The sequence below is a fragment of the Paenibacillus sp. FSL P2-0089 genome (assembly GCF_038595095.1).
Classification (GTDB): domain Bacteria; phylum Bacillota; class Bacilli; order Paenibacillales; family Paenibacillaceae; genus Paenibacillus_AQ; species Paenibacillus_AQ silagei.
Window position 1 is genome coordinate 3,885,374 of record NZ_CP152006.1, and the last position, 15,738, is coordinate 3,901,111.

The 15,738-nt window shown below is 52.8% G+C and carries 14 protein-coding genes and 1 riboswitch; all 14 genes read right to left on the bottom strand.

Annotated elements, in window-relative coordinates:
- Positions 1-22 precede the first annotated feature (22 nt).
- A complete protein-coding gene (locus NST69_RS16035; RefSeq protein WP_342546168.1) occupies positions 23-1,057 on the bottom strand; it encodes an iron ABC transporter permease in 1,035 nt (344 codons plus the stop codon).
- A complete protein-coding gene (locus tag NST69_RS16040) occupies positions 1,054-2,115 on the bottom strand; it encodes an iron ABC transporter permease (RefSeq protein WP_339257241.1) in 1,062 nt (353 codons plus the stop codon). The genes NST69_RS16035 and NST69_RS16040 overlap by 4 nt, the downstream gene beginning before the upstream one ends.
- A 153-nt stretch (positions 2,116-2,268) precedes the next feature.
- Complete coding sequence (locus NST69_RS16045) at positions 2,269-3,306, bottom strand: ABC transporter substrate-binding protein (protein ID WP_342546170.1); 1,038 nt, start codon at positions 3,304-3,306, stop codon at positions 2,269-2,271.
- 172 nt (positions 3,307-3,478) lie between these two features.
- A complete protein-coding gene (locus NST69_RS16050; protein WP_209873826.1) occupies positions 3,479-5,296 on the bottom strand; it encodes an APC family permease in 1,818 nt (605 codons plus the stop codon).
- Positions 5,297-5,424: 128 nt separating this feature from the next.
- Positions 5,425-5,584, bottom strand: a riboswitch (cyclic di-AMP (ydaO/yuaA leader).
- Positions 5,585-5,810: 226 nt separating this feature from the next.
- Positions 5,811-6,245, bottom strand: a complete 435-nt coding sequence (locus tag NST69_RS16055; protein ID WP_340952474.1) for a disulfide oxidoreductase — start codon at positions 6,243-6,245, stop codon at positions 5,811-5,813.
- Positions 6,242-7,006, bottom strand: coding sequence for a DsbA family protein (locus tag NST69_RS16060; RefSeq protein ID WP_340952472.1), 765 nt, complete (start codon positions 7,004-7,006; stop codon positions 6,242-6,244). The genes NST69_RS16055 and NST69_RS16060 overlap by 4 nt, the downstream gene beginning before the upstream one ends.
- A 93-nt stretch (positions 7,007-7,099) precedes the next feature.
- Entirely contained in the window at positions 7,100-9,019 is a 1,920-nt protein-coding gene (locus NST69_RS16065; protein WP_339257249.1) for an ATP-binding protein, read from the bottom strand.
- A 159-nt stretch (positions 9,020-9,178) separates the two neighbouring features.
- Positions 9,179-10,495: a hemolysin family protein gene (locus NST69_RS16070; protein ID WP_036726551.1), complete on the bottom strand. Its 1,317-nt coding sequence runs from the start codon at positions 10,493-10,495 to the stop codon at positions 9,179-9,181.
- Positions 10,496-10,811: 316 nt separating this feature from the next.
- Positions 10,812-11,204, bottom strand: a complete 393-nt coding sequence (gene gerQ, locus NST69_RS16075) for a spore coat protein GerQ (protein WP_245368238.1) — start codon at positions 11,202-11,204, stop codon at positions 10,812-10,814.
- A gap of 174 nt (positions 11,205-11,378) precedes the next feature.
- A complete protein-coding gene (locus NST69_RS16080) occupies positions 11,379-11,801 on the bottom strand; it encodes a cell wall hydrolase (RefSeq protein WP_036726550.1) in 423 nt (140 codons plus the stop codon).
- Between the two features lie 238 nt (positions 11,802-12,039).
- Positions 12,040-12,438, bottom strand: a complete 399-nt coding sequence (locus tag NST69_RS16085; RefSeq protein ID WP_076079279.1) for a DUF2500 domain-containing protein — start codon at positions 12,436-12,438, stop codon at positions 12,040-12,042.
- Between the two features lie 174 nt (positions 12,439-12,612).
- The gene (locus NST69_RS16090; RefSeq protein WP_179090460.1) at positions 12,613-12,789 is read right to left on the bottom strand and encodes a hypothetical protein; all 177 of its coding nucleotides are present in this window, start codon (positions 12,787-12,789) and stop codon (positions 12,613-12,615) included.
- Between the two features lie 228 nt (positions 12,790-13,017).
- The gene (locus NST69_RS16095) at positions 13,018-14,265 is read right to left on the bottom strand and encodes a hypothetical protein (RefSeq protein WP_036726547.1); all 1,248 of its coding nucleotides are present in this window, start codon (positions 14,263-14,265) and stop codon (positions 13,018-13,020) included.
- 85 nt (positions 14,266-14,350) lie between these two features.
- Positions 14,351-15,736: an amino acid permease gene (locus NST69_RS16100; RefSeq protein ID WP_036726545.1), complete on the bottom strand. Its 1,386-nt coding sequence runs from the start codon at positions 15,734-15,736 to the stop codon at positions 14,351-14,353.
- Positions 15,737-15,738 lie beyond the last annotated feature (2 nt).

The following is a 15,738-nucleotide window of genomic DNA, read 5'->3' on the forward strand; positions in this document are numbered from 1 at the left end:
TTTTAATATATACATCCCTGTACTACGCTTTCGATGTGGCCAAAAGATATAAAAAGTACGGTGCTCCAATAATCGCTACTACGATACCAGTAGGTACCTCCGCAGGCTGCAGGATCCAGCGACCGATCGTATCTGCCGTAAGCAGCAGCAGGGCTCCGATCAGGGCAGCCGCAGGCAGCAGGATCTGATGGCGCGGGCCGACCAGCCTGCGGGCCAGGTGCGGCGCAATTAGCCCGACAAAACCAATGCTGCCGCTTACCGATACACAGGCTCCTGCCAGCGCAACAGCCGCAGCCAGCAGCCACCGCCGTTCCCGTTCGAGCGGCAGGCCCAGTCCCTTGGAGAGCTCATCGCCCAGATTCAGTACGTTGAGCACCCGGGCTTTGTAGAATGCGAAGGGCAGCAGGATCAATATCCAGGGCAGCAGGGCCAGCACAAACCGCCAGTCTCCGCCCCAGATTTTGCCGGCCAGCCAGATGGCTACGAACTGATAATTCTGCGGGTCGAGTCTTAATGACAAAATAAGCTGAAAAGCGTATATCCCGGCACCCACAGCAATCCCGATCAGGATCAGCCGTGTCGGCGAGAGCCCATCCTCCCTCCTGTAAGACAGGAAGTAGATCAGTGTTGCAGTAAGCGAGGCCCCTGCAAGCGCCAGTAGCGGAAGCACGAAGATCGGAGCTGCTGTAGTAGCCGGTACAAAGGAGATAAAGATCAGTACGGCGAATCCGGCTCCGGCATTGATCCCCAGGGTGGAAGGCTCAGCGAGAGCATTACGCGACAAGCCTTGCAGAATCACTCCGGCGACCGCAAAGCCTGCACCAATCAGCAAGGAGATCACGATGCGCGGCAGCCGGAAATCAAACAAAATCAGCTGCTGCTGCTTGGTGCCGTTGCCGGATAGGGTATGTAGAACTTCGAGCGGTGACAGACGCATTAAGCCGGTATTCATACTGACCAGAAACAGAATGACGATAAGCACAGCAAGCAGTGTCAGAATACCAGCCTCTCTGGAAAGGCGCGGCTTGGCCGGGGGGAATGAGGTGGAACGGTTCATTTCAGCTCCCCCTTGCGTTTGCTGGCCAGATAGATGAAGAACGGTACGCCGAATACTGCAATTAAGGCACCTATTGGTGTTTCGTATGGCGCATTAATCATCCTGGCCGCAATATCGGCCACCAGGACCAGAATGCTTCCAAGGACTGCGGAGCAGGGAATAATCCAGCGGTAGTCAACCCCAACGAGGTAACGCGTAATATGCGGAATCATTAATCCGACAAAAGCGATCGGCCCTACCGTGGAGACTGCCGCTCCGGCGAGGATGACGACAATAATCATCCCTGCAGTCTGTACCAGACCGGTGCGCTGTCCGAGACCTGCTGCAACATCCCTGCCCAGGCTCAGTAGCGTAATCGAACGCGACAACATCAGCGCACCGATCAGGGCCGCCGCGACCCAAGGAGATATTACCTGCAGCTGCTTCCAGCTCGCTCCTCCAATCCCCCCGGCCATCCAAAAGGCGATATCCTGGGAGAGGCTGAACAGGATAGCAATGCCCTGACTGACCGCCAGCAGCATGGCGCTTACTGCCGCACCGGCGAGGGTCAGCCGAAGCGGGGTCAATCCGCTATGGGAGAGCGAACCGATCCCGAATACCAGCAGTGAGGCCACAGCCGCTCCAAGGAAGCAGTACAGCATGATGTAAGCGAAGGATAATGTTGGCGCGAAGGCAAAAGCCAGGGCCAGTCCAACGCCCGCACCTGCATTAAGACCAAGCAGTCCGGAATCCGCCAGCGGGTTGCGGGTCATCCCCTGCATAATCGCACCGGCAACGGCAAAACATGCGCCGACCAGCGCTCCTGCGGCAGCCCGGGGAATCCGCAGCTCCCGGATGACCTGATGCTGGGGCAGCTCCGGATTGAACCGGAACACCGCCTCCCATACGGTAGCCAGCCGGATATCCGCCGCACCGACCGATACGGATACCATCAGGCCGAAGACAATCGCCGCTATTCCCAGCACCAGAATAACAGCAGCGGCAAGCGGCCGCGACCGGACAGATGTGTTCCCTTCAACAGAAGGAGCTTGTAGAGCAGAATCTGTGGATGAAGCCATATGCCGTCTCCTTATCAGGATTATTAGGGAAATATAGATGATTATGATTCTCATTATCGCAAAGATATGAATATTGTTCAACTTAAAAAAAGAGGCAGGCTTCTATATCCTTAGGACATAAAAGCCTGCACAATTCTCCGGCCGGTAAAGAACCTATTTTACAAAACTGCTCAGAATATCATCGATGGTCTTGGAATTGGCTATAGGGCCGCTATACAGCCAGCTGGTATCTTTGCCGAATTCATGAACATTCCCTGCCTTAACGGCCGGAATTCCCTTCCAGACTGCACCTTCTGTAATCTCAGCTCCGCTTGCCTTGTCACTATTCACCAGAATGATATGCTCTGCAGTCAGCTCAGATAATTTCTCCAGTGAAATCGGGTTCCACGGTGCTCTGGATTCTGCAGGAATGTCGGTCACGAGATTCGGGAGCTTCACTCCAAGATCGCCATACAATACCGCACCGCTGCTGCGGGTCTCATCTACAATGAAGAAATTCTTTGATACCAGCCACAGAACCGCTACTGAATCATCGCCGATTGCCGCAGATACAGCCGCTTTGGCTGAAGCCGCTTTCTGGTCATAGTCTGCAATAGCCTTCTCCGCTTCCGGTGTCTTATTGAGCAGCTCTCCGATCTTGAGCAAGGCTGCGCGCCAGTCACTGCTGACCTCATCACCGAGTACATAGGTTGGTGCAATCTTATTCAGCTGGTCATAAAGACCGTTCTGAACCGAGCCCTCCGACTGGACGATGTGAAAATCCGGCGTGAAGCTGGTGACGGCTTCAAGCGGCAGGTCATAGCTGATCGGCGGAACGTCCTTAAGCTCAGCGGCCAGGTAAGCCTGAGTACCATTCTTCGTAGACCACTGGGCAACCGGAGTCACGCCGAGTGCTACCAGATAATCCTCCAGATAAGAAGCAATTACACGCTGCGGATTAGCGGGAACGGTCACCTTATGTCCCATTGCATCCGTTACGGTCTTCTCCACAGCGGGTGCAGCAGTTGCTGCAGGTACCGCAGTGGCCTCCGCAGTCGCTTCTGCGGTTGCCGCAGGTGCGGTGCCTGCTCCACCGTTACTGCCTGCGTTGCTATTATCATTTCCGCAAGCGGACAGCAGCAGTGTTGTAGTCATAAGTCCGGCCACCGCCAGCTTCCCGCTTCTTGATCCTTGCAGGTTGAACGAAAACATTGAATACCCCTCCTGTATGTTACCCTCATGATTGGCAAAAGCTCTGTTACCTTCATCTTGTCTATACTGATGATATTGATTCTCATTCTCTATGTCAACCAATAACTTATAATAACGTAAAAACGGCCGTCTCCGCATTAAGCAGAAACAGCCATCTTCCTAATCTTCTATATTATTTATGCAGATGGAAAGGTACAGTCGCGATTACAATGTCCTTCTGATTCATCAGATATGAACGGATGAACAAGCTGGTCTGATTATGCAGCACCGCCTGCCACCAGTGCTTGGTCACGAATTGCGGAATCAGGACGGTAATATGATCCGTTGAAGAGGTCTTCCACTCTACTGTATCGATGAACTTCACCAGCGGGCGGATAATGCTGCGGTAGCGGGAGCGCAGGACGATCAGGCGTACGCCGGGGTTCCACTCCTCCCACTTCTGCTCCATCTTGTGAATCTCTTCTTCATCGAAGCCTACATATACAGCGACCACATTATCTGTCAATGACTTCGCATAGCTGATCGAATGCAGTACAGCACGAGTCACACCGGCGACCGGAACGACTACGGTGCTTCCTTTGATACAAGGCTTATCGGTAGCCGGGCAGATCCGCAGCTGATCGGCAATATTCATATAATGGCGGTGAATCCGGTGGAACACGATGATAACAGCCGGCAGGAAGATGAAGGCCATCCACACGCTGGAGAATTTAGTGATTATGAAAATCAGGGTGATCGTTAATGTAGTGAGCATCCCCACCGTATTGACGGCGAACTTGCTCTGCCAGCCTTTCGGCTTCGTTCTGTACCATTGGACCATCATGCCCAGCTGCGACAGCGTGAACGGAATGAATACCCCTACTGCATATAATGGAATGAGTCCTTCCGTATTCCCGTGAAACGCCGCCACCAGCACAGCCGACATAACACCGAGGAAAATAATACCGTTGGAGAAGCCCAGCCGGTCGCCGCGCACCATGAAGGCATGGGGCAGATATTTGTCTTTGGCGAACATGAACGCCAGCAGCGGGAAGGCCGAGTACGCCGTATTGGCTGCCAGGAACAGGATAACCGCCGTAATCCCCTGAATGAAGAAGTACAGTCCGCCGCGGCCGAAGGTAGATTCGGTAATCTGTGAGACCACGGTGGCCTTCTCATCAGGCATGATACCGTACCAGTAAGCGAGCAGCGTAATACCTGTGAACATTACCCCGAGAATGAGGCCCATGAGCATCAGCGTTTTGGCTGCATTTTTCTCCGCGGGCGCTTTGAAGTTAGGAATGGCATTGGAGACCGCTTCTACCCCGGTCAGAGCCGAACAGCCGGAGCTGAAGGCCTTCAGCAGCAGAAACATACTCACGTTCGATACGGCCGAGCCAATCTCAGGAACATGGGCATGGGCGCCGCCGGTCATATATTTGAAGACCCCCGAGATGATGAGCACGAAGATGGAAACCACGAACAGATAGACCGGGATAGCGATGAAGGAGGCCGATTCGGTCACTCCCCGCAGGTTAACAATCGTTAAGAGCACGATAACAGATACCGCTATCAGAACACTATGATTATGCAGACTTGGAAAAGCTGAAGTGATTGCATCCGTCCCCGCCGACGCACTTACCGCCACCGTCAGAATGTAATCCACCAGCAGAGAGCCGCCGGCCAGTAAGCCGGTATGCACCCCTAGATTGCTTTTGGCGACAATATACGCGCCCCCGCCTTGGGGATAAGCGAAGATCGTCTGCCGGTAGGACAGAATCAGAATAGCCAGCAGGCCCAATACGGCTAATGCAATTGGCAAGGAGTACCAGATAGCGGTGAACCCGGCGGCCACCAGTACAATCAGAATTTGTTCTGTTCCGTAGGCTACAGACGAGAGCGCATCAGAAGACAGGACAGCCAGTGCTTTCACCTTGGATAACTTTTCATGATCGAGTTCGTTCGACTTCATCGGACGCCCGATCAATAGTCGTTTTACCTTGCTTACCATTGTAGTAACAGTTCCTCTCTTGGTTAAGTTGAAACGGGTTTCCCTGCGCTGTTTTCATAAGTGGATTTCATAAATGCAGGCACCAAAATAAGCATACGGAAATGATCCGCATGCCTTAGTGTGCATGGTCATTATCCCACTAGTGGCTTACGAGGTTAGCTGGCGGATTCGGACTGTGGTAGCCCTACGGTTACAGGTCAAGTAGCCTGCTCCGATTCACCCCTTTTGGCCTTGGCCAAAGTGTGGTTCCCCCGTTTTTCCTTCCGGAAAATTCAGCGCATATTCAACTTCTCACAAGGACTAATATTAAGCTACAACACGTCTTCCGTAAAGCGTGGAAACAAATGAAAAAAGAATGAAAAGCACTCAAAACAACCAAATTCATCATCCGGTATGTCTTGATCTTTCATTCTCTTTCATTATCCCTTTACCACGTGATTTTACAGGGTTTTTGCATATTATTTTTTACTAAAATTAAGGGTATTCTCTTCTCTTCCTTCTGCCCGTCAGCTTCTTACTCCGCAGGCTCCTCTTTGCGTCCTGTCCAGAGCAGAATGGAGATTAAGGCAAAGGCTATAAGTGCAAGCAGAGGGATCGTTATAAATCCGAACCAGTTCAGATAATCCTTGTTGCACGGTACGCCGATGGTACAGGGAAGCACCTTGCTGAGCGCCGGAATTTTCTGCTCCGCATAATGATATATGGAGATGCTGCCGCCAATCAGACTAAGGGGAAGCACGTATGGAATGATCCGCTTGTCCCCCCGGTAGGTGGCGATCCCCAGCAGGAACAGCTGCGGATACATGAAGATCCGCTGGAACCAGCACAGCTTACAGGGCTCGTAATTTAGGACCTCACTGAGATACAGGCTTCCTGCTACAGCCACCACACAGACGAACCAGGCCAAGTAGAGACAGTTACGCCGGCAGAAGGCAGAGAAGGCGGTCATTGGGCGGTCCCTGCTCCCGCTGCTGCTGTTGCTGCCTGAATCTGGGCGTCAATCGCCTCCATATTGAAAGGCTCCTTCACCTTGATGCCGTTCACGTACAAGGAAGGCGTATTCGTTACGCCCGTATCGGTGCCAAGCTGAATATCCCGCTCCAGCTCGCTTACGTAGGTACGCTCGTCAATGTCCTTGCGCAGCAGGTCGTAATCCACCGGCAGCTCCAGCTGCTTGGCGAGACTCACCAGGAAGTCAGGTGTAGCCCATTCCTTCTCTTCATTCCCCTGATTGGCATAGATCGCATCGAAATACTTCCAGAACGCTTCCTGGTTCTGATGATAGACCGATAGCGCTGCCAGGGAGGCCGTTCTGGAATCCGTACCGAGGAAGGCCAGATTCACGAAATAGAAGGCTGCTTTATTCTGATCGACATAGCCCTGAACGATCTGCGGCTTGATCACACCGGTGAACTGGGCGCAAGCCGGACATTTGAAATCGCCGAATTCCACAATTTTGACCGGAGCATCCTCCTTGCCAAGCCGCATCATTTCGCTGTAATTGAAGGCAACCGGCTTACTGTCTGTACCGGCAGGCGAAGAGTCCTTCGATGCCAGCATAAATAAGCCTACAAAAATAATAATGACGATGGCCACCGTACTCACGATCAGAATTCTCGTTTTCTGCTTCTGCTGCTCCTGCTCTGCCCTGCGCTTCTCCTGCTTGCTCATCTGGGGAGCCGTGACATTGTTCTTTTTTGTTTTGCTCAAAGAGAGTTCCTTTCCGTCCTCAGGACTATCGTGATAAAAGAATAGTTACTTTCAAATTATATAATGTTAACTCTCTTGTTGGCAATCGCTGTCTTATACGGCTTCATTCTCCTCCGCTGACTCCCCCTCCCCTGTATCCTTGCCGAAAAATACCTCCGGGGAATGCTCCTGCGACTGCAGCTTAATTCTGAAGAAGAATTGTGTGCCGCCCCCTTCTGCCGGTTCTGCCCAGATCTCTCCTTGCATCAGGTCTACAAGCTTCTTGCAGATCGCAAGGCCCAGACCCGTGCCGGGGTACTTACGGGTATGCGACCCGTCCACCTGCGAGAAGGACTGGAAGAGCAGCTGCAGCTTATCCGGTGAGATGCCAATGCCGGTGTCGCGCACCATGAATTGCAGCGCCTGAGCGGTCTCCCTGACGCCATAGGACTCCACCTTAACCGTTACCGTGCCGGATGGCGTGAATTTCACCGCATTGCCGATCAGGTTGATGAGAATCTGGCGGATACGCGCAGCATCCCCGGTGAACTTGTCAGGAAGCCCCTCCTCGATCAGAAGCTCCAGAGATAACGGCTTGTCTTGTGTGCTCACCATGAACAGGTCCATACAGCCCTGGAGCAGCGCCTTCAGCCCGAAAGAATCCTTGTTCAGCGAGAGGGCATCCGCCTCCAGCCGGGAGATGTCGAGAATATCGCTCATCACATGCAGCAGAGCATGGCTGCTTGTACTCTGAAGCCGCAGGAGCTCCAGATGCTCAGGATTGCTGATCTCCTCGGACAGCAGCTGGTTGACGCCGATAATGCCGTTCAGCGGCGTGCGGATTTCATGGCTCATGGTGGCGAGGAACTCGCTTTTCATCGTCACCGCACTCTCCGCGGTATCCCTGGCCTCCAGCAGCTCATACTGATACTTCATCAGGGCAGTCACATCCTCGGCCACAATATAGACCCACTGCTCCGTATGATGCAGCAAAGGAAAGACGGTGACACTACAGATCAGCTGCTCCCCGCCTTTGCTCCGTACCTTCAGCTCCAGCTTGGAGGACTGCCCCCGTGAAGCGCGCGTTATGGCATCCCGTACGGCAGCTTCATCCCGTTCGCTGTATAGTATCGCCTTATAATTCCCCAGTTCTTCGCTGCTATATCCGGTAATGTCCCGCAGAGCAGGATTAGCACTGATTATCTTCTTACGGGCAGGATCAATGCAGATTACCATATCAGGGTTATGCTCGAACAGCGCAGTATACCGCTGCTCATTGAAGGCGGCTGACTGGAGTACCCGCTGCCGGTCCCTGTACAACAGAGCAAGGACGATCGACACAATGAACAGGAAGGAGCCGCAGAGGATCATTCCCAGTATCGAATCCTGCAAATAGAGCACGTGCGCGGCTGCACTGGACGGTTCTCCTGGAGAGAATGAAGCGCCCGCCATGGCAGCGTAATGGATGCCTGTGAACGCGCCGGTCAGGGTCAGGACAAGCAGCAGCTTTTTGAAGCTGAACATATTGTAGGCCTGCTCCAGCCACTTCGGATCGTAGGAAGCGGTGACCACCGGAACGATCAGGGCGAATAATACCGCCATTATAATTGAGAAAGCGCCTTGCTCATACGTTGCCGTAAGTCTCATCGACAGAATTCCGCTGAAATGCATAATCAGGATGCCGCTGCTGAACAAGAGGCCGCCCAGAGCCAGATAGACCCTGCTGCGGGTGTGCGGGTTATTCAGCATAGCTAACAGCATATAAGAAGCTGCCACGGGAATCACTAGAGAGAACGCCAGTAGCGGCAGATTATACGATACCGGAACGGCCATATCCATTGCACGCATCCCGATGAAATGCATGCTCCACAGGCCTGTGCCAAGCACCAGGGAGATGAGCAGGATGAACCGGGAGCTCCGCTGGCCGCGAAGCAGACGTTCCGTCAGATCGAGCGCCGTGAAGCAGGAGAGAAAGGCTATCGCCACCGACAAGAGGACAAGCAGATCATTGTAAGTGTTAAAAGGATGCTTCAACGCTCCCGCCCCTTTCTTGAATCGGATAGATTACATGTATTTACACTTCCTTACCCGCCTTAAATCCGGCCGAATCGGAGATAGGTCAGAACACTTCATCCTTATAACAAAAAAAGCACAGCGCTGTAGTAGCGCCATGCTTATATTGTATGCAGCAGCTTATGCTCCGGCTTCTTCCGTCAATAACTGCAGCTTCAGCAGCTTGATCCGGGAAATCCGCTTATTATCGGTTTCTTCGACCACGAATAAATGATTGTCGAACTCAATGGACTGGCCCTTTTGCGGCGGATTAACCTCCAGCTTGGAATACAGCCAGCCGCCGATCGTATCATAATCATCAGTCTCCATATGGATTCCGAGCTTGTCGTTAATCTCTTCAATCAGCATCAGGCCGTCAACGGAGAACTCATCCTCTCCCAGCTGCTCAATGCCGGGCCGCTCCTCGTCGAACTCATCCTGAATCTCACCGACAATCTCTTCCATAATATCCTCCAGTGTAACCATCCCCGAGGTACCGCCGTACTCATCAATAAGAATGGCGATCTGGGTCTTGGCACGCTGCATGACCTTCAGGAGGCTGCTGATCTGAATCGATTCCGGTACCGTCAATATCGGACGGATCAATTCATTATAGCTCGGCGCCTTCTCCCGGATCATATCCTTAATATGAATGAAGCCAAGAATATGGTCCTTGTCTCCGTCACAGACCGGATACCGGGTTCTCATTCCATCGAAGGCAATCTCCAGATTCTCCTCCGTCTCCAGATGCGTGTTCAGACAGATCATCTCGGTACGCGGAATCATAATCTCCCGGGCCATCGTGTCGGCAAATCCAAAAATATTATCCACCAGTGTCATTTCTGTGTTGTCGATCAAGCCGCTTTTGTTACTCTCCTGCATCAGGATGCGGATTTCTTCCTCCGTATGCGCAGTAGCCAGCTCGGAAGCCGGTGTCAGACGGAAGATCCGCAGCAGTCCCCGGGCCAGCCCGTTAACCACCCAGATGAATGGAAACATGATCCGGTAGAAAACGTTCATCGGTCCCGCAGTTAACAGAAGCACCGCCTCAGCCTTATTCACAGCAATGGTCTTCGGTGCAAGCTCGCCGAGTACGATATGGAGAACCGTGATGAACATGAAGGCAATAATCAGGGAGATGACAAATACAGTAGTATCATCAAAGCCCAGACCCCTGACCAGCGGCCCCACAATCGTGGCCACGGCCGGTTCACCGAGCCAGCCCAGTGCAAGTGAAGCAAGGGTTACCCCAAGCTGGCAGGCCGACAGGAAGCCATCCAGATTATGGACGATGTTCCTTGCGGCCAGCGCTCTCTTGCTGCCTTCCTCAATCAGCGATTCAATGCGCCCGCTGCGCACCTTCACCATCGCGTACTCCACCGAAACGAAAAAACCGTTAAGCAGCACAAGCAAAATAATAAGTCCTACATGTAATATACCGGGTAAAGGGTCGCTCAATTTATACTCCTATCCACCGTAATCTGTACGGCTGGATAGGCCCACCTCCTTCGTTTGCTCAAAATGTCAGACTCGATTACGCTAAAAGAACCCTTGCGTATCAATTCCCCAATGCCCTCATCTCCTATACAAAATCACGGATTAGAAATAATACTTTCATTATATAAATATATTAGGTGAAACAGCAAGCATGCGTGTCCCCTCGAAAAATACAGCATATGTACGTACGGGAGCATAAGTAACGGCTGACCGCCTCAAACCAAGGCGGACAGCCGTTTTTGGATGATTCTATGGATAAATGGCCGAAAAAAGCGGATTAGCAGTTGCGCACTCCAAGCGGATTCCCGACAACGCCCGGATATTGATAGACAAGCGGCTCTTCGAAAGTAGCGTAATCAAAGTTAACCATCAGCAGCACTACCCGCTGGCCGGTAGCACGGTCACTGATAATCAGGTGGTCACGGCCCGCAGCTTCCAGCACCCCGGTATAGACCTTGGCATTCCAGTCCTTGTTGTTCTCATATGTGAAATAGAAGGTGCCCACCTTGCCCAGGTTCAGGCGGAATATGTTCTCCACATAGGACTGTTCAAACACAGGTGCGGCTGTGGAGACCACCGTGCCGCCAGGCATCATGGGACTGCCGCTGCTGACCTGAGGCGGCATAGCGACCATGGTGCCCATGTTCCCCATGTTTCCCATTTTCCCCATATTCCCGATGTGCCCCATGTTGTTCATGTTATTCATGTTCTCCATATTATTCATATTGTTCATATTGTTCATGCTGCCTGCTGGATTGCTGCCCATCATATAAGGAACTGGGCGGTACGGTTGAACGATCATGTACGGATTACCTCCTAAAGTGTAATAAATACCTTGTCTTGCCTAGTATACTGCCGGACAATCTCCCTGTGTCGGAGTGAAGAAGCAGTGAGCCTTGTAGCGTCCGGTATTCTGCTGATTGTACCAGGTCGCCGGACAGTCGCCGACAGGGCGGAAGAACCAGAGCGCATTCGAGGCCGGCCAGGTTCGCTCCCCGGCAATCGCACGTTTCGCCAGCCGGATATCGGCTTCCCGCGCCCGTTGATAGAAGTATCCCTTCTGCGGGGCTTCGAAGCCGCCGGGGCTCTGGTACACCATGTCGTTCACACTGCGGATGTTGTTGAAATCCAGACAATTGCCAAGAATCCGGTTCACGCCGACATTGCCGACCATCAGCATGCCTGACTCTCCATCCTCTTCAGCCTCTGCCCGCATCAGCCGTGCAAGCACTCTTACGTCCTCCGAGTTTGTTTTGATGACAGCCACGCGTTCTCCTCCTTACATTCATTTCATAGACGGGTGAAGCTATGAAAACTATGTGATTCTCCGTTGTTCTTTTGCTGCTCGCTGTATTGTATGTGTATTCGCCCAGGAGGTGACAGTCTGCGCCCAATTTCCTGCTTCCTCTTCTTCCATCTCTATGCCGGATACACGCAAAAACCCCCTGGCTCCACAGCGGGAACCAGGGGGTCCTATCACCATCTATAATACATTGCCATCTTAGCTACTCCGCTGTGGAGTAGTGAGGACGCCGCTGAAAGCCATGATACCGTGTCCCCTGATACGTCAGTATGCCTTGATCCCCCTCAGCGCTCATCCCGTATTCCTGTCCCTCCACCTTGAATTCCCTGCGCACCCCATCCTCAGCTTCATAGGTCAGATAGTAGGTGGTGCTGGTCCGGCTGGAGAGACTATCCTCCTGGGACTGCTGCTGGCGCACTTCGGTCCGCTTGCTCACGATACGGGCGGGAATGGACTGCAGGGGGGCATTATTGTTCCGGCTCCACTGAAGCAATCCCCGGCCAGCAGACACAGCGATGATCCCCACGACCAGAGCGAGAAAGACCGGCAATACCGTTCCTGTAAAATCGAACAGCCAGGATGGATCACTCCCCGTTCCCATTGTCTCTTCCCCCTTATTCCCAAGTAGTTAGCACACCTGCCCCTACAGGCTTCTCTACATGTATATGCCTCTTGTCTGCAAGACAGCACCGGTAGAAACGGCAAAAAGACCATTCAGGCTCCGGTACTGCCGGGAACTCAAATGGCCTTCTATAATACCCGAGTGGCGGTTAGATTAAGCATGTACGAGGTCTAACAGTTGTCTGGTTTCGTTCGTTTCTTCCGGCATCATGCCGTTCTCTGCCCAGCAGGCTTTGCATTGTTCTTCAGTCTGGCACAGGTGAGCGTCATCGCAGTTGTAGCACAATTGCATCAGGTTTCTAGTCATATAATCCGTTTCAAAAGTTGTCATTGTAATCTCTCCTCTTCGGGTTGGAAGTTTGTTTGAAAGTTTGTGAAAAAAATAACTTGTTCTCTATGTGTTAAATATATCACAGGATTCAAAGTTTGTCATGTGATTTTTTTCACACTTTTAAAGAAAATTTTAAATAAGATTTTTCCTTATATTGTAGAGGCCTTTAAGCGGATTTAATGTAAAAAAAGAGGGTGTCCGTCAGAACGGACAACCTCTTGTACAGTATTACATTACACGCCAGCTCTCGCCGCCGTTAGTGGTCTGAAGCAGGATCGACTTGCGGTCCTCCTCCTTCGAGATCAGCAGCCAGCCGACATCATTTGAAATGAACTGCAGCTTCACTACCTCCGGATACTCCAGGAGCTTGGACTGCAGCACCGTGCTGGCCGGGAGGGCTGTCCAGGTCACTCCCTGGTCCACCGTCTTATAGAGCAGATTACCTTCCAGCGACCAGCCTGTCATGGCATTCAGGAAGTCGGGGGCCACATTCCGGTTCATGCCGGATAGCGCCGGCCGCCCGAAAGTGGTGAATTTCCAGTTCTCTCCCCCATTGGCGGTAAAATAGCCGTTATAGGTCATGCTGCCTTCCTTTTCCCTCTGACAGCCGACCGGCATCCAGCCCCCCGACGCATTCTCCCCGAAGAATTCAGGAACACCGGTAACCACCCGGTCACATCCGGCAAAGCTGTCATTGACCAGGAATTCCGAACCCGATACCCAGGTCGCTCCTCCGTCCCTGGTCATATAAATCTTGGGCAGAGCGCCGGTCTGCAGCATAACAAACCCCCGGCTCTCGTCACCAAAGATCATCCCGGTCGTTACCCCCGCATGCGGTATGGAACTAGTCGGCAGATTCGGATTATACTGCTCATTCTGCATCACCAGATTCCAGGTGGCTCCGCCATCCTTGGTAGCATACAAGGCTTTGCTCTCTTTGGTCGCACTTGCATCCCACTTGGTCATCAGCCAGCCGCTGCGGCTGGAGCTGAAATAGATGGAGGACAGCTTGTTGGAATCGGGGAACGCTGAGATCTGCCAGCTGTGTCCACCGTCTGTGGTACGCAGCACCACGGTCTCGGTGGAGCCGAACGAGCTGCGGATGATCCAGCCATGCTCAGGGTCGGTGAAAAAAATCTCTTTGCCGTAGACCGGATTGCTTAGAAATTGTACATTCGTAGCTGGAGAGATATTCGCCCAGGTCTTGCCGTTATTCAGCGTCATGTACATTCGAAGCTCATTGCGCGTTACCCCCCAGGCTAGTCCTGCTGAGGGGTTGAGCAGCCGGAAATCGGTCAGCCGCGTCTGAATCTGGTATTTCTTTGCATTTTCGGGTTCGACATTCTTGTTATCCGGGGTAATGACTGTAATCATCTGCCCTTCTTCCGGCGCTTCAGTCGGCTGAGGAGGCCGGGTTGCCTCCGGCGGAGGGGCGGACGAGCAAGCTGAGAGAATCAGCAGAGTCATAAGAAGCATCAACGCCACTCTTAGAACCTTGGAACATGAAGCTTTGGCTGACAATGCTCTCTCTCCTTTTCTACATTAATGAGTAGTTAAAAGATTATTTCTTCGTATTCAGATTACTGCGTTTGTAGCCGTACAATGAGTAAATCACCAGTCCGAACGCAACCCAGATGATGAAGCCAATCCAGGTCTCTCTGCCGAGATTATACATTAAATACCCGCAGGCTGCCGCACTAAGGAGTGGAACCAGCGGAACCCAAGGAACACGGAAGCCTCTGCGGAGATCTGTCTTCGTCCGGCGGAGCATAATGACCCCGAGAGACACAACCAGGAAGGCAAATAAAGTGCCGATACTCGTCAGATTCGCCAGCCTGTCCAGAGGTACGAAGCCGGTAAGCACAGCGATCAGGCTGCCCACCATCCAGGTGCTGCGCACCGGGGTATGCGTCTTGGCGCTAACCTTGGACAAGCTCTTCGGCAGCAGCCCGTCACGCGAGATAGCGAACAGCAAGCGGGTCTGGCCGAACAGCATAACCAGCAGAACGGTTGTCATTCCGGCAATCGCCCCGATGGAGATCAGTCCGGCAATCATATTCTGGCCCACAAACCGCAGCGCAAAGGACACCGGATCGCTGACATTCAGGCTCTGATAAGGCACGATGCCCGTCAGGACCAAGGATACGGCGATATATAAGACTGTACAGATCGCAAGGGATGAGATAATCCCGATTGGAAGATCGCGCTGCGGACGCTTCACTTCTTCTGCCGCGGTTGAAATGGCATCAAAGCCGATATAGGCAAAAAATACAGTGGCCGCGCCGTTCATCACGCCATGAATCCCGAACGGCAGGAAGGGCGTCCAGTTCTCCGGCTTTACATAGAAAATACCGGTGATGATGAACAGCAGCACCACGGAGATCTTAATTGCGACCATCACTGCGTTGAAGCGGGCGGTCTCCTTGACCCCCCGTGTCAGCAGATAGGAGATCAGCAGGATAATGATGACGGCAGGCAGATTGATGAATGTTCCCTTATCCGCATTATACGCTCCAGACAAAGCTGTGGGCAAATGTATCCCGAAGCCCTCCAGCAGACCCTGGAAATAACCGGACCATCCGCTGCTTACCGCTGCGGCGGCAACCCCGTATTCCAGTACAAGATCCCAGCCGAGCACCCAGGCCAGCAATTCGCCGAAGGCGACATAGCTATAGGCATAGGCGCTGCCGGATACCGGCAGGGTCGAAGCAAATTCAGAATAGCACAAGGCGGATAGCACACAGGCAATCCCCGCGATGATGAAGGACAGCACCAGTCCCGGGCCGGCATGCTCCGCAGCAGCCACCCCCGTCATAACAAAGATCCCGGTGCCGATAATGGCTCCTACCCCAAGCATCGTCAAATCCAAGGCGCCCAGTGTCTTGCTAAGTTTCTCCGCTCCGGCATTCTGGGGAATGGCCAGCGGTTTTTTGCGGAATAAATCCATAC

Coding starts and splice junctions, on each gene's coding strand:
- NST69_RS16035 (WP_342546168.1), bottom strand. CDS start 1,057: ATGAACCGTTCCACCTCATTCCCCCCGGCCAAGCCGCGCCTTTCCAGA.
- NST69_RS16055 (WP_340952474.1), bottom strand. CDS start 6,245: ATGACCGCCTTCTCTGCCTTCTGCCGGCGTAACTGTCTCTACTTGGCC.
- NST69_RS16085 (WP_076079279.1), bottom strand. CDS start 12,438: ATGGGAACGGGGAGTGATCCATCCTGGCTGTTCGATTTTACAGGAACG.
- gerQ (WP_245368238.1), bottom strand. CDS start 11,204: ATGGGGAAAATGGGAAACATGGGGAACATGGGCACCATGGTCGCTATG.
- NST69_RS16050 (WP_209873826.1), bottom strand. CDS start 5,296: ATGGTAAGCAAGGTAAAACGACTATTGATCGGGCGTCCGATGAAGTCG.
- NST69_RS16040 (WP_339257241.1), bottom strand. CDS start 2,115: ATGGCTTCATCCACAGATTCTGCTCTACAAGCTCCTTCTGTTGAAGGG.
- NST69_RS16100 (WP_036726545.1), bottom strand. CDS start 15,736: ATGGATTTATTCCGCAAAAAACCGCTGGCCATTCCCCAGAATGCCGGA.
- NST69_RS16045 (WP_342546170.1), bottom strand. CDS start 3,306: ATGTTTTCGTTCAACCTGCAAGGATCAAGAAGCGGGAAGCTGGCGGTG.
- NST69_RS16090 (WP_179090460.1), bottom strand. CDS start 12,789: ATGACAACTTTTGAAACGGATTATATGACTAGAAACCTGATGCAATTG.
- NST69_RS16095 (WP_036726547.1), bottom strand. CDS start 14,265: ATGCTTCTTATGACTCTGCTGATTCTCTCAGCTTGCTCGTCCGCCCCT.